Below are 13,458 nucleotides of genomic sequence, written 5' to 3'. Positions count from 1 at the left end.
GAGTAGAAAGAACCAGGGTTGATCTGTTGCATATTGAGATCGGGTGAGACGGCATGCGATACACATGGTTATGCGTTCTGCTCGAGGGTGCTGGGGGCGCTTTGCGCCCCTATCGCGACACAAGGCCGCTCCTACAGTAGACCGCGATCCCTGTAGGAGCGGCCTTGTGTCGCGATAGGGCTGCGAAGCAGCCCCGGCATTGCCAGCCCCGGCAAATGTCTCAAGGTGAAACACCCAGTCGCGAAATGGGACGTTCACCTACAACCCCAAACGCTGGCCCATACCCGCAAAACCAAGGCAACTCACTGATCCAAAACATTTTTGCTGCAACTGGCACACTTCCTGTATCGCAACTGTCACATGCACACCGCTGTATCCAAGCGTGCGAATAACGATAAGAACAACACCGTGGAGGTCTGACCTTGAAGACGACTCGACTCCGGCGGCAGGCGGGCACACTGGCGCTGGTCGCCACCGCACTGCTGTCCGCCCAGGCCATGGCGGCCGAGCAGGGCCCGAGCCTGTTGCAGAACAAGTGCATGGGTTGCCATATCCCCGAAGGCAACGACAGCTACAGCCGCATCAGCCACCAGCGCAAGACCCCGGAAGGCTGGCTGATGAGCATCGCCCGCATGCAGGTGATGCACGGCCTTTCGATCAGCGACGACGAGCGCCGCACCCTGGTCAAGTACCTGGCCGACAAGCAGGGCCTGGCGCCCAGCGAGACCGAGGGCGTGCGCTACGCCATGGAGCGCCGGCTGAACACCGTCGAGCACTTCGACGATCAGCTCAGCCAGATGTGCGGCCGCTGCCACTCCGGTGCCCGGGTCGCCCTGCAGCGGCGCCCGGCCAAGGAATGGGAACACCTGGTCAACTTCCACCTCGGCCAGTGGCCGTCCCTCGAGTACCAGGCCCAGGCCCGCGACCGCGACTGGCTGGATATCGCCCTCAAGCAGATGGTGCCGGACCTGGCCAAGCGCTTCCCCCTCGACAATCCGGCCTGGGCCGAATGGCTCAAGGCGCGGCCCGAATCGAAGGTCCTGGCCGGGCAGTGGGCGTTCAGCGGCCATATGCTGGCCAAGGGTGACGTGCGCGGGGTGATGACGGTTAGCGCCGAGCAGGGCGACACCTTCAAGGTCGAGCTCAAGGGCGCCTATGCCGACGGCACGCCGTTCAACGGCAGCGGCTCGGCGATCCTCTACAACGGCTTTGAATGGCGCGGCAACGTCAAGGTCGGCGAAGCCAACCTGCGCCAGGTGTTCGCCGCCATCGACGGCCAGATGAAGGGCCGCATGTTCGAGGCCGAGCACGACGAGCGCGGCCTGGACTTCAGTGCCTCGAAAGCCGGCCAGGGTCGCCTGCTGGCGGTGCAGCCGGCGTTCATCAAGGCCGGTGGCGACAGCGAGATCAGCCTGGTGGGTAGCGACCTGTCCGGCAAGCCCGACCTGGGCGCGGGCGTTGAGGTGACCGAGGTGCTGGAGTCGACGCCGACGCTGATCCGGGTCAGGGCGCGTGCCGCCCAGAACGCCGCGAGCGGCCAGCGTGAAGTGGCGGTCGGCGCGCTCAAGGGGGTGACGCTGGCGGTGTACGACAAGGTCGAGGAGGTCAAGGTGGTGCCGGCGTTCTCCATTGCCCGCATCGGCGAGAACGGCGCCTCGGTGCCCAAGGTCCAGGGCCGCTTCGAGGCCGAGGCCTGGGGCAGGGACGCCAGCGGCCAGCCGCTGCGCATCGGCTACCTGCCGGCCAGCTGGAAGGTCGAGCCGTTCAACGAGCGCGCGGTCGAGGACGAGGACGTCAGGTTCGCCGGGCAGATGCAGGCCGATGGCGTGTTCGTGCCGGGCGGGGCAGGGCCCAACCCCGCGCGCAAGATGATGACCAACAACGCCGGCAACCTGAAGGTGATCGCCACCCTCGCCGACGGCGGCCAGCAGGGGGAGGGTCACATGATCGTCACCGTGCAACGCTGGAACAATCCGCCACTGCCATAGGCATCAACTGACGCATCGAATCCCGGGAGGTCGCCATGGGCGCACTACTGAACCTGGTCGAACGCAACCTGCACGAAGTGCAGGTGGATGCCGACCGCATGCTGTTCCATATCCCCAGCAGTTCGCTGTTCGCCGCCGACGCGGTGACCGGCGGCATCATCGACACCTTGCGCCGCCAGGGCTGCTCCGCCGAGGAGCTGATGCAACGCCTCGGCCAGCAGTTTTCCGGGCAGGACATCGAGGAAACCCTGCGCGAGCTGATCGCCCTTGAAGTGGTCAGCGACGGTTCGCCGCTGACGCCGGAGATCGCCCTGAAGCAGGTCGAGCGCACGGCGCTGAACACCGTGGTGCTCAACGTCAACACCGGCTGCAACCTGAGCTGCACCTACTGCTACAAGGAAGACCTCGACAAGCCGTCGGCCGGGCGCAAGATGAACACGGCCACCGCCGAGGCCTCGGTGGAGATGCTGCTCAAGGAGTCGCCCGACGAGCAACGCTACAGCGTGGTGTTCTTCGGTGGCGAGCCGCTGTCCAACCGGGCGTTGATCGAGCACATGGTGGCCTACTGCGAGCGGCGTTTCGCCGAGGCGGGCAAGCAGGTCGAGTTCATCATGACCACCAACGCCACCTTGCTGACCGAGGAGATCGTCGACTGGCTCGACGCCCACCGTTTCGGTTTGTCGGTCAGCATCGACGGGCCCAAGACCGTGCACGACCGCAACCGCATCACCGTGGGCGGGCAGGGCACCTACGATGTGGTGCGGCGCAAGGCCGACATGCTCCTGTCACGCTACCGCAGCCGACCGGTGGGGGCGCGGGTCACCCTGACCCGTGGCATCACCGATATCGAGACCATCTGGAACCACCTGTTCAACGAACTGGGGTTCGCCGAGGTCGGTTTCGCCCCGGTGACCTCCGGCGACATGGCCGACTACAACCTCACCGGCGACGAGCTGGTGCAAGTGTTCGCCAACATGAAGGCCCTGGGCCGGCGCTACCTGGAGGCGGCGCTGGAGCACCGCAACATCGGTTTCTCCAACCTGCACCAGCTGATCACCGATATCCACGAGGGCCACAAGAAGGCCCTGCCGTGCGGGGCCGGGCTGAAGATGCTGGCGGTGGACCACGAGGGCGGGCTGAACCTGTGCCACCGTTTCACCGGCTCCAGCCTGCCGACCTTCGGCAACGTGCGCCAGGGCGTGAAGCAGGCGCAGCTCAACGACTTTCTCTCGCAGCGCCTGGACCGCAGCGGCACCGGCTGCGACAGCTGCCGCATCCGCAACCTGTGCTCCGGCGGCTGCTACCACGAGAGCTATGCCCGCTACGGCGATCCGCAGCACCCGACCTACCACTACTGCGAGCTGATGCGCGACTGGGTCGACTTCGGCATCGAGGTCTACAGCCGCATCATGGCCGCCAACCCGGCCTTCATCGATCGCTACATCACTCCCAGGAAGGCGCACTGACATGAAGCACCTCAAACCGCTGAACAACAAGGCGCGCATCCTCGAACAGGCCGCCGCCGAAGACCGCGTCGACGAAGTGCTGGCCATGAGCGCCGTGGCCGGCTGCACCGCCACCACCGACCCGGGCTGGGAAGTGGATGCCTTCGGCGGCGTCAGCTCGCTGTGCCAGCCGATGGAGGCCGACCTCTACGGCTGCTCCGACCCTTGCTGGTGGCCGGCCCAGGTGCCGGACATGATGAGCACCTACCAGGACTGGAACGCCCAGGCGACCAACTCCGCCGAAGACTGGCGCAACCTCGGCACCGTATTCCCGAAAGACAAATAGAACGACAAGGGGAAACCGCATGAAAGCTGGATTCTGCGCGCAGCTCGCGCTCACCATTGCCGCCATGGCCTGCGCCTGGGCGGCCCAGGCCGACGAGGCAGGCAAGGCCTTGAAGGCCGGCCATGAATACCTGATCGCCACCAACTACCCGAACAACCTGCATGTGGTCGAGGTGGCCAGCGACACGCTGTACAAGACCTGCCGCATGCCCGATTCGTTCGGCCCCGGCACGGCGATGATGGCGCCGGACAACCGCACGGCCTACGTGCTGAACAACCATTTCGCCGATATCTACGGCATCGACCTGGACAGCTGCAAGACCACTTTCCACGCCAACCTCTCCAGCGTGCCGGGCGAGGTCGGCAAGGCCATGTACTCCTTCGCCATCAGCCCCGATGGCAAGGAGGTCTACGCCACGGTCAACCCGAGCCAGCGCCTGAACGACCACTACGTGGTCAAGCCACCGCGCCTGGAGGTGTTCCGCACCAGCGACGGCCTCGACGCCAAGCCCGTGCGCAGCTTCCCGATGCCGCGCCAGGTCTACCTGATGCGCGCCGCCGACGACGGCAGCCTGTACGTGGCCGGGCCGGACATCTACAAGCTCGACGTCAAGACCGGCAAGTACAGCGTAGCGCTGCCACTGCGCAGCTGGAACCGTCCGGGCTACAGCGCCCCCGACGTGCTGTACTTCTGGCCGCACCAGAGTTCGTTGCATGAGTTCTCGATGCTCTACACCATTGCGAAGTTCAAGGATGCCAAGCAGGACCCGGCCACCGCCGAGCCGCTGTATGGCTATCTGAGCATCGACCTGAAGACCGGCAAGGCCCACACCCAGGAGTTCGCCGAGCTGACCGAGCTGTACTTCACCGGCCTGCGCTCGCCCAAGGACCCGAACCAGATGTATGGCGTGCTCAACCGCCTGGCCCGCTACGACATCCAACAGAAGAAACTGGTCAAGGCCGCCAACCTCGACCATACCTACTACTGCGTGACCTTCGACAAGGCCGGCGACAAGCTCTACCTGGGCGGCACCTTCAACGACCTGGCGGTATTCGACCCGAACACGCTGGAGAAGGTGAAGAACATCAAGCTGCCTGGTGGCGACATGTCGACCACCACGCCGCAGGTGTTCGTTCGCTAGCGCCATCGCGGGGCAAGCCCGCTCCCACGCCGGCCACACTGGACCGGTGGGAGCGGGCTTGCCCCGCGATAGGGCCATGTCAGGCAAAACAAAGACAAGAGACAGCCCATGCCCCAGCCCAGCCATACCCAAGGCTCAAAAGCCACTCCATTGCTTACCCACTGCATCGGCGACGCCTTCGACGCCACCGTCGCCCGCTTCCCCGACCGCGAAGCCCTGGTGGTTCGCCACCAGCACCTGCGCTATACCTGGCGGCAGCTGGCGGAGGCTGTCGACCAGCACGCCCGCGCCCTGATGGCCCTGGGCCTGCAGGCCGGCGATCGCCTGGGCATCTGGGCGCCCAACTGCGCCGAGTGGTGCATCACCCAGTTCGCCAGCGCCAAGATCGGCGCGATCCTGGTCAACATCAACCCGGCCTACCGCACCAGCGAGCTGGAGTACGCCCTGGGCCAGTCGGCCTGCCAATGGGTGATCTGCGCCGACGCCTTCAAGACCTCCGACTACCACGCCATGCTGCTGGACCTGGTGCCCGAGCTCGGCGCCTGTCGGCCGGGCGAGCTGCGCAGCGCCCGCCTGCCCGAGCTGCGCGGGGTCGTCAGCCTGGCCGCCACGCCTCCGAATGGCTTCCTGGCCTGGCCGGCGTTGCAGGCCCGCGCCGGCGAAACCGACGCCGGGCAACTGGCCGCACGCCAGGCCAGCCTGCACCGGCACGAGCCGATCAATATCCAGTACACCTCCGGCACCACCGGTTTCCCCAAGGGCGCTACCCTCAGCCACCACAACATCCTCAACAACGGCTACATGGTCGGCGAAAGCCTCGGGCTGACCGAGCACGACCGGCTGGTGGTACCAGTGCCGCTGTACCACTGCTTCGGCATGGTCATGGCCAACCTCGGCTGCATGACCCACGGCAGCACCCTGCTCTACCCCAACGACGCCTTCGATCCGCTGCTGACCCTGCAGGCCGTGGCCGAGGAGCGCGCCACCGCGCTGTACGGCGTGCCGACCATGTTCATCGCCGAGCTCGACCACCCGCGCCGCCATGAATTCGACCTCAGCAGCCTGCGCACCGGCATCATGGCCGGCGCCACCTGCCCGATCGAGGTGATGCGCCGGGTGATCGACGAGATGCACATGGGCGAGGTGCAGATCGCCTACGGCATGACCGAGACCAGCCCGGTTTCGTTGCAGACCGGCGCCGCCGACGACCTGGAGCGCCGGGTGACCAGCGTCGGCCGCACCCAGCCGTGGCTGGAGAGCAAGGTGATCGACAGCGCAGGCTCTACCCTGGCGTGCGGCGAGATTGGCGAGCTGTGCACCCGCGGCTACAGCGTGATGCTCGGCTACTGGAACAACACCAAGGCCACCGCCGAGAGCATCGATGCCGATGGCTGGATGCACACCGGCGACCTGGCGGTGATGGACGACGAAGGCTATGTACGCATCGTCGGCCGCAGCAAGGACATGATCATCCGTGGCGGCGAGAACATCTATCCGCGGGAGCTTGAGGAGTTCTTCTTCACCCACCCGGCGGTGGCCGATGTGCAGGTGATCGGCATCCCCTGCAGCCGCTATGGCGAGGAGATCGTCGCCTGGGTGCGCCTGCACCCGGGGCAGGTGCTGGGCGAGGAGGCGCTGCGTGACTGGGCGCGGGCGCGCATCGCGCATTTCAAGGTGCCGCGGCATTTCCGCTTTGTCGACGCGTTCCCGATGACGGTGACCGGCAAGGTGCAGAAGTTCAGGATGCGTGAGATCAGCATCGAGGAATTGGCTGGCGGCACCGATCGATAGTCATCAGCCCTGCGGCCTGGCACCGTTGAGGAACAACTGCTCGACCGTCTGCGCGGTGTTGGCGCTGGCGGCGCGGCCGCGGTGCTCGGCATCGACCATGCCGTAGATCAGGGTCATGAATATCTCGGTGAACACTGCCGCGCTGATATCGATGCGCAGCACGCCCAGCTGCTGGGCACGCAGGAAGAACGCGTCCATGGCCTGGATATAGGCCTGCCAGCGCAGGTCCTCGGCGTCGTTGAGCAAGGTATCGGGGCGGTACTGGAACATCAGGAACATCAGCAGTTCGCGGTGCTTGAGGTGTTCGGCGATCAGGTGGCGAATACCGGCCAGCGGTTCGATGTGTTCCAGGTCGGCTTCGAGGATGACCTGGTTGAGCACCTGCTCGCCATGGTCCTCGAGCAGTTTCACCAGGTTGTCGCGGGTGCCGCAGAAGCGGTGCAGGGTGGCCTTGCTGACCCCGGCGGTTTCCGCCAGCTCCTTGAGGGTGGCGCGGGGGTGGACGACAATGGCCTGGGCCAGGGCTTTGAGCAGGCGCTCTTCCTGGAGGGTTCTACGCATGTGGGACCTCGAGTCGGGGTTCGGCGACGAAATATCCACAAGTGTATCATATGAGACTAATAAATCTCATAAGGGCGCGCCCCGTGTCGGAGCGGCCTTGTGCCGCGAAAGGGCCGCGCAGCGGCCCCGGCAATTTCAGCGTCATGCCTGGATTGGGGCTGCTGTGCAGCCCTTTCGCGGCACAAGGCCGCTCCTACAGGACCTGATGCCTCGCCTCAGACCGTGTAATGCTTCAACTCACGCGCAATCAGCATGCGCTGGATCTCGCTGGAGCCCTCGTAGATCTGGGTAATGCGCGCATCGCGATAGTACTTCTCCACCGGGTAGTCTTCCAGGTAGCCGTACCCGCCATGCACCTGGATCGCCATCGAGCAGACCCGCTCGGCCATCTCCGAGGCGAACAGCTTGGCCTGGGAGGCCTCCGACAGGCAAGGCTTGCCGGCGCTGCGCAGGCGCGCGGCATGCAGGATCAGCAGGCGAGCTGCGTTGACTTGCACCTGCATGTCGGCCAGCAGGTTGGCGATGCTCTGGTGCTCGTTGATCGGCTTGCCGAACTGGATGCGCTCGCGGGAGTAGGTCAGCGCCGCCTCGAACGCCGCGCGGGCAATGCCCAGGGCCTGGGCGGCGATGCCGATACGGCCGCCTTCGAGGTTGGACAGGGCGATGGCCAGGCCCTTGCCGCGCTCGCCCAGCAGGTTGGCGGCCGGGATGCGGCAGTCGTCCAGGGTCACCGCGCAGGTGTCGGAGGCGCGAATGCCCATCTTGTGCTCGCTGCGGTCAACCTTGAAGCCTGGGTTGTCGGTCGGCACCAGGAAGGCCGAGAGGCCTTTCTTGCCCAGCTCCGGGTCGGTCACGGCAAAGACGATGGCCAGCTTGGCGCGGCGGGCGTTGCTGACGAACTGCTTGGCGCCGTTGATTACCCACTGGCCATCGACCAGCTCGGCGCGGGTGCGCAGGTTGTGGGCCTCGGAGCCGGCCTGGGGCTCGGTCAGGCAGAAGCAGCCGATCGCCGCGCCGCTGGCCAGTTGCGGCAGCCAGGCCTGCTGCTGCTCGGGGGTGCCATAGGCCAGCAGCGGGCCGCAGCCCACCGAGTTGTGGATGCTCATCATCGCCCCGGTGGCGCCATCGGCGGCGGAGATTTCCTCCACCGCCAGGGCGTACGCCACGTAGTCGGTGTAGCTGCCGCCGAACTGCTCCGGGGCGACCATGCCGAGCAGGCCCAGCTCGCCCATCTTGCGTACCACGTCATCGTCGATCCAGCCGGCCTTTTCCCAGGCCTGGGCATGGGGCGCGATCTCGCCGCGGGCGAAATCGCGGGCCATGTCGCGGATCATGATCTGTTCTTCGCTCAGTTCCAGGTCTTGCATCTGTGTACTCCCGGGCTCACAGGCCTTCGAAGAATTGGTCGACCCGCTGGGCAGTGAGACCGGCCAGGGTCGGCGGGTTCCAGCGGGGTTGCTTGTCCTTGTCGACGATCAGCGCGCGCACGCCTTCGATGATGTCGCCGTGGGCGAACCACTGGCGGTCGATGTGCAGTTCCATGGCGAAGCAGTCTTCCAGGGCCAGGTGGCGGCCGCGGCGCAGCAGCTCCAGGGTGACGGCCATGGCCAACGGCGAGCGGGTTTCCAGCAGGTCGGCGGTGTCCAGCGCCCATTGGCGGCTGTTCCCGATGGTCACGGCGCGCAGTTGCTCGATGATGCTCGGCAGGTCGGGCAGGGCGAAGAAGTGGTCGATCACCGGGCGCAGTGTCGCCAGCGGCGCGTCCGCCAAGGTCTGGGTGCCGAGCTTGGCGAGCAAGCCTTGCAGGTCCTTGAGCGGGTTGGCGCTGAAGGTCAGGCGGTCGAGCCCGTCATCCAGGGCCGCGAGTTTTTCACTGTCGACGTACCAGTCGGCCAGGCCGCAGTGGAGGGCATCGGCCGCCTTGATTTGGCTGCCGCTGACGCCCAGGTAAATGCCCTGCTCGCCCGGCACCCGGGGCAGGAAGTAGCTGCCGCCGACATCCGGGAAGTAGCCGATGCCCACTTCGGGCATGCCCAGGCGGCTGCGCTCGGTGACGATGCGCAGGTCGCAGCCCTGGGCCAGGCCCATGCCGCCGCCGAGGGTAAAGCCATCCATCAGCACCAGCACCGGCTTGCGGTAGCGGTGGATGCACAGGTCAAGGGCGTATTCCTCGACGAAGAAGTCCACGTGGAGTTTCTCGCCGGCCTTGTAGCTGTCGTGCAGCGAGCGGATATCGCCACCGGCGCAGAAGCCCTTGGGGCCCTCGCCACGCAGCGTCACGGCGTGCACCTGCGGATCCTGGGCCCACTGGTCGAGGTGGTGCTGCAGGCTGCGCACCATGTCCAGAGTCAGGGCGTTGAGGCCGGCGGGGCGGTTGAGGGTGAGGTGGCCAATGTGGTTGCGGACCTCGGCCAGTACTTGATCCGTTGCCGAGGGTTGAGCGTGCGCGGTCATCGCGTTCTCCCTGCTTTGTTATTGATTTTCCAAGTGAAGTCCTGGAATGCGCGGGCGGATCGAACGATCCTGTCATGCAAAATTACCCTGCACAATTGGCAAATCTGCAGCCGCTTGCTGCATTTTTACCTTGATTGCGTACCTTCCATATTAGGTCGTTCCACTTTAACGCTGGAATACCGAGGCACAACAGGCGCACGGGGTCTGGTATTTCTGTCAGTTGCGTAGTGGAGGCGTGGTTGCCATGTTGGAGTCTTGCCGTAACGTGCCAGGTGAATGCGATGGATCAACAGCAAGACGATTCGACAAAAATTGATGCCAACTTTCTGGCAGTCGATCAGCAACAATCGATTCTGCGCACGGATAAGGTTGGCTACAGCTATTCGCCTTTTGGAGGGAGCAAAGAGCAGGGACGCACGATGGCGATGCTGGGTTTTACCGGAGCGCTCTGCGAGGGCTATACCGGCCATTACCTGTTGGGCAATGGCTATCGCGGTTACAGCCCACAACTGAAGCGTTTCAACTCTGCGGATAGCTGGAGCCCTTTTGGAGTCGGTGGTCTTAATTCTTATGCTTACTGCTTAAATGATCCGGTGAACTCGACAGATCCCTCTGGGCATTCCCCTCAAAATGGCAGCCTTTGGCGAGGCGTCGTCAGACGGTTCCTGCCAAGGTTGAACGATTTGATCGGGAATCAGGTTCAGCCCAGATTCCAAGATTTTATCGACTCGCCTAATACCTTGGCCCAGCTATCCGTTCGGGTGATCGAAGGCCAAGGCAGGATCCAGCGGTCCGAGGCCGTCCAATTGGCGAACAACGTTGGGGGACATCTACTGACCTCGATTGCCAACCGATTACCGGATGAATTGAGGTTGAGGCAACCGTCCCACCGCCCGAGGCCCGCGTCCGCAGCGGCTATTTCCAACATGACAGATCTTTATCCGGCGCAGCTTGGTGTGTATCTGCGTGTCTATCCACAAGCACGCGCCTCAATCGAAAAGTTTTCACGAACTCAGGCAGCGCTCTACTTGCGGAGCGTCTATGAGGATCCCAATACGTTCTACCCAGACATGTTGAAAGGCGTTCTGCCTGAACACCTCCGAGCGGCAGACGACGTCCTGCTTTCCGACGGCTCGACTATGGATGTTGCTACTGTTTTACGTAACTACGAAGGTAGGCTGCGGTGAGGCAAGTGAATGGGTGTGTACGTACCAGGCCTGACTCACCCCGAAGGGTGATAGCCGCCCCGTCCCCCCCATGAAACAATCCCGTCCAGCACTCACCCTGGCGGGGACAATAACAATGAGCAACGCCCAGCTGAATTCGCCCGACTGGTACGCGCAGATGGCCCGCGTGGTCGACGCCATCGGCACGCCCGGCTTCGTCGAGGCGTTGTTCGCCGCCCTCAACCAGCTGGCGCCATGCCAGGCCATCACAGTGTTCCTGTACCCACGCAAAGGCTTGCCGTCGGCACTGTTCGCCAAGGACGACGAGGGGCCCTGGCTGCCCGAGGGCAACGTGCAGAAGTACCTCGAAGGCTACTACCTGCTGTGCCCGTTCTACCGCGCCTGCATGGACGGCATGCCCGCCGGCTGCTACCGCCTGAGCGATGTCGCCCCCGACCATTTCAAGCGCAGCGAGTACTACACCTCGTTCTACCAGCATGCCCACCTGGAGGACGAGCTCAACTACCTGGTGCCGCTGGACGCCCAGCTGTCCATCGCCGTGGCCCTGGGCAGTACCCGGCGCCTGGGCAGCCGCCAGGTGGCCGAGCTCAAGTGCATCGCCGCCTGGGTGGTGGCGGTGGTGCGCCGGCACTGGGGGCAGTTGCATGCCGAGGCCCTGGGCGGACGCTTCGAGAGCGCGCTGGGGCGGCAGATCAACGCCGCGCTGAACAATTTCGGCTCCTCCCTGCTCACCGAGCGTGAATGCCATATCGCCCAGTACCTGCTGCGCGGCCATTCCACGCGCTCGCTGGCCGAACGCCTGGGGATCAGCGAGGACACCGTCAAGACCCACCGCAAGAACCTCTACGCCAAGCTCGACATCGCCACCCAGGCCGAGCTGTTCTCGCTGTTCATCGCCTCGCTGGCCCAGGCCCAGGAAGGCCTGAGCAAGGACCCGCTGGAAAGCTACCTGCGACGGCGCTGAACCACCGATTCATCTCATCCAGACAACGACAATCACCGGCCCCGCGTGTGGCCGGAGGGGAGACCTGCGTGCATACGAAAAGCGATTGGCAGCAGCGCGCTGCACGGCAAAGCTTCATCACCACCGCGTTGATCGACGGCCGCCCGGTGACGGCCCGCGACGGCGCCACCTTCGCTGCCGTCAACCCGGCAACCGACCGCTGCCTGGCCCAGGTCGCCGCCTGCGCCGACGACGAGATCGACCAGGCGGTGCGCGCTGCCCGCCGGGCCTTCGAACACGGGCCCTGGGCACGCATGGCGCCGGCCGAGCGCAAGCGTGTGCTGCTGCGCCTGGCCGAACTGATGCTGGCCCACCGCGAGGAACTGGCGTTGCTCGACTCGCTGAACATGGGCAAGCCGGTGATGGACGCCTACAACATCGACGTGCCGGGCGCCGCTCATGTGTTCGCCTGGTACGGCGAGGCACTGGACAAACTCTACGACCAGGTCGCGCCGACCGCCGCCAGCGCCGTGGCAATGATCAGCCGCGAGGCGTTGGGCGTCATCGGCGCGGTGGTGCCGTGGAACTTCCCGCTGGACATGGCCGCCTGGAAGGTCGCCCCGGCGCTCGCCGCAGGCAACAGTGTGGTGCTCAAGCCCGCCGAGCAGTCGCCGTTCTCGGCCCTGCGCCTGGCGGAGCTGGCATTGCAGGCCGGGCTGCCGGAAGGCGTGCTCAACGTGGTGCCGGGCCTGGGTGAAACCGCGGGCCGCGCCCTGGGGCTGCACCCGGACGTGGACTGCCTGGTGTTCACCGGCTCCACCCAGGTGGGCAAGTACTTCATGCAGTACTCGGCGCAGTCCAACCTCAAGCAGGTCTGGCTCGAATGCGGCGGCAAGAGCCCGAACCTGGTGTTCGACGACTGCCGCGACCTCGACCTGGCGGCGCAGAAGGCGGCGTTCGGCATCTTCTTCAACCAGGGCGAGGTGTGTTCGGCCAACTCGCGGCTGTATGTGCAGCGCTCGATCCATGACGAGTTCGTCGAGCACCTGCTGCGCCAGGCCCGTGAATGGTTGCCGGGCGACCCGCTGGATCCGGCCAGCCGCGCCGGTGCCATCGTCGATGCCGGGCAGACCACGCGCATCGAGGCGGCCATCGCCCAGGGCCGGGCCGAGGGCGCGCGCCTGCTGTGCGGTGGCGAGCGGCTGAGCGTCAACGGCTCGCAGAACTTCATCACGCCGACGATCTTCACCGACGTGCGCCAGGACATGGCCCTGAGCCGCGAAGAGATTTTCGGCCCGGTGCTGGCGGTCAGCGCCTTCGACGACGAGGAGCAGGCCATAGCCCTGGCCAACGACAGCGTCTACGGCCTGGCCGCGTCGGTCTGGAGCGACGACCTCAACCGCGCCCACCGCGTGGCCCGGCGGCTGAAGGCCGGCACGGTGTCGGTCAACACCGTCGACGCCCTGGACGTCACCGTGCCGTTCGGCGGCGGGCGCCAGTCGGGCTTTGGCCGCGACCTCTCGCTGCATTCGTTCGACAAGTACACCCAGCTCAAGACCACCTGGATCCAGCTGCGCTGACATTCACCCGAGGAGCACAACA

General features: G+C 65.3%; 11 protein-coding genes. 8 read left to right on the top strand and 3 right to left on the bottom strand.

Going from position 1 to position 13,458, the window contains the following annotated elements; all coding sequences use genetic code 11:
• The first annotated feature begins 422 nt into the window (after nucleotides 1-422).
• From peaA to HU735_RS03450, 5 genes are all read left to right on the top strand, one after another.
• Nucleotides 423-1,988, top strand: a complete 1,566-nt coding sequence (peaA, locus tag HU735_RS03470) for a quinohemoprotein amine dehydrogenase subunit alpha (RefSeq protein WP_186712418.1) — start codon at nucleotides 423-425, stop codon at nucleotides 1,986-1,988.
• A 35-nt stretch (nucleotides 1,989-2,023) separates the two neighbouring features.
• The gene (gene peaB, locus HU735_RS03465; RefSeq protein WP_186712417.1) at nucleotides 2,024-3,454 is read left to right on the top strand and encodes a quinohemoprotein amine dehydrogenase maturation protein; all 1,431 of its coding nucleotides are present in this window, start codon (nucleotides 2,024-2,026) and stop codon (nucleotides 3,452-3,454) included.
• 1 nt (nucleotide 3,455) lies between these two features.
• Nucleotides 3,456-3,779, top strand: a complete 324-nt coding sequence (gene qhpC / locus HU735_RS03460; RefSeq protein ID WP_050705338.1) for a quinohemoprotein amine dehydrogenase subunit gamma — start codon at nucleotides 3,456-3,458, stop codon at nucleotides 3,777-3,779.
• 19 nt (nucleotides 3,780-3,798) lie between these two features.
• Entirely contained in the window at nucleotides 3,799-4,920 is a 1,122-nt protein-coding gene (gene peaD, locus HU735_RS03455; RefSeq protein WP_186712416.1) for a quinohemoprotein amine dehydrogenase subunit beta, read from the top strand.
• 108 nt (nucleotides 4,921-5,028) lie between these two features.
• Entirely contained in the window at nucleotides 5,029-6,711 is a 1,683-nt protein-coding gene (locus tag HU735_RS03450) for an AMP-binding protein (RefSeq protein ID WP_186712415.1), read from the top strand.
• A 3-nt stretch (nucleotides 6,712-6,714) separates the two neighbouring features.
• Here the strand turns inward: HU735_RS03450 and HU735_RS03445 are convergent, their stop codons facing one another.
• The 3 genes from HU735_RS03445 to HU735_RS03435 form a co-directional block, all read right to left on the bottom strand.
• Complete coding sequence (locus tag HU735_RS03445; RefSeq protein ID WP_186712414.1) at nucleotides 6,715-7,272, bottom strand: transcriptional regulator; 558 nt, start codon at nucleotides 7,270-7,272, stop codon at nucleotides 6,715-6,717.
• 215 nt (nucleotides 7,273-7,487) lie between these two features.
• Nucleotides 7,488-8,639 (bottom strand): acyl-CoA dehydrogenase family protein, encoded by a 1,152-nt coding sequence (locus HU735_RS03440; protein ID WP_186712413.1) that lies wholly within the window; start codon nucleotides 8,637-8,639, stop codon nucleotides 7,488-7,490.
• 16 nt (nucleotides 8,640-8,655) lie between these two features.
• Nucleotides 8,656-9,726, bottom strand: coding sequence for an enoyl-CoA hydratase/isomerase family protein (locus HU735_RS03435; RefSeq protein ID WP_186712412.1), 1,071 nt, complete (start codon nucleotides 9,724-9,726; stop codon nucleotides 8,656-8,658).
• Nucleotides 9,727-10,007: 281 nt separating this feature from the next.
• Between HU735_RS03435 and HU735_RS03430 the strand changes: the two genes are divergently transcribed.
• From HU735_RS03430 to HU735_RS03420, 3 genes are all read left to right on the top strand, one after another.
• Nucleotides 10,008-10,913 carry an RHS repeat-associated core domain-containing protein gene (locus tag HU735_RS03430; protein WP_186712411.1) on the top strand — a complete coding sequence of 302 codons (906 nt, stop codon included), beginning with the start codon at nucleotides 10,008-10,010 and terminating at the stop codon, nucleotides 10,911-10,913.
• Between the two features lie 115 nt (nucleotides 10,914-11,028).
• The gene (locus HU735_RS03425) at nucleotides 11,029-11,877 is read left to right on the top strand and encodes a helix-turn-helix transcriptional regulator (RefSeq protein ID WP_186712410.1); all 849 of its coding nucleotides are present in this window, start codon (nucleotides 11,029-11,031) and stop codon (nucleotides 11,875-11,877) included.
• 68 nt (nucleotides 11,878-11,945) lie between these two features.
• Entirely contained in the window at nucleotides 11,946-13,436 is a 1,491-nt protein-coding gene (locus HU735_RS03420) for an aldehyde dehydrogenase family protein (protein ID WP_186712409.1), read from the top strand.
• Nucleotides 13,437-13,458 lie beyond the last annotated feature (22 nt).

Origin of the sequence: Pseudomonas sp. BW16M2, from assembly GCF_014268865.1 — a bacterium.
In the GTDB taxonomy this organism is placed as follows: Bacteria; Pseudomonadota; Gammaproteobacteria; order Pseudomonadales; family Pseudomonadaceae; genus Aquipseudomonas; species Aquipseudomonas peradeniyensis.
Note: the sequence above shows the minus strand (reverse complement) of the source record. Positions and strands in the feature narration are given on the sequence as shown.

Excerpts from the sequence above, each read along its gene's own strand:
- HU735_RS03425 (WP_186712410.1), top strand. The coding sequence starts at position 11,029 with ATGAGCAACGCCCAGCTGAATTCGCCCGACTGGTACGCGCAGATGGCC.
- peaB (WP_186712417.1), top strand. The coding sequence starts at position 2,024 with ATGGGCGCACTACTGAACCTGGTCGAACGCAACCTGCACGAAGTGCAG.
- HU735_RS03430 (WP_186712411.1), top strand. The coding sequence starts at position 10,008 with ATGGATCAACAGCAAGACGATTCGACAAAAATTGATGCCAACTTTCTG.
- qhpC (WP_050705338.1), top strand. The coding sequence starts at position 3,456 with ATGAAGCACCTCAAACCGCTGAACAACAAGGCGCGCATCCTCGAACAG.
- HU735_RS03445 (WP_186712414.1), bottom strand. The coding sequence starts at position 7,272 with ATGCGTAGAACCCTCCAGGAAGAGCGCCTGCTCAAAGCCCTGGCCCAG.
- HU735_RS03440 (WP_186712413.1), bottom strand. The coding sequence starts at position 8,639 with ATGCAAGACCTGGAACTGAGCGAAGAACAGATCATGATCCGCGACATG.
- HU735_RS03450 (WP_186712415.1), top strand. The coding sequence starts at position 5,029 with ATGCCCCAGCCCAGCCATACCCAAGGCTCAAAAGCCACTCCATTGCTT.
- peaD (WP_186712416.1), top strand. The coding sequence starts at position 3,799 with ATGAAAGCTGGATTCTGCGCGCAGCTCGCGCTCACCATTGCCGCCATG.
- HU735_RS03435 (WP_186712412.1), bottom strand. The coding sequence starts at position 9,726 with ATGACCGCGCACGCTCAACCCTCGGCAACGGATCAAGTACTGGCCGAG.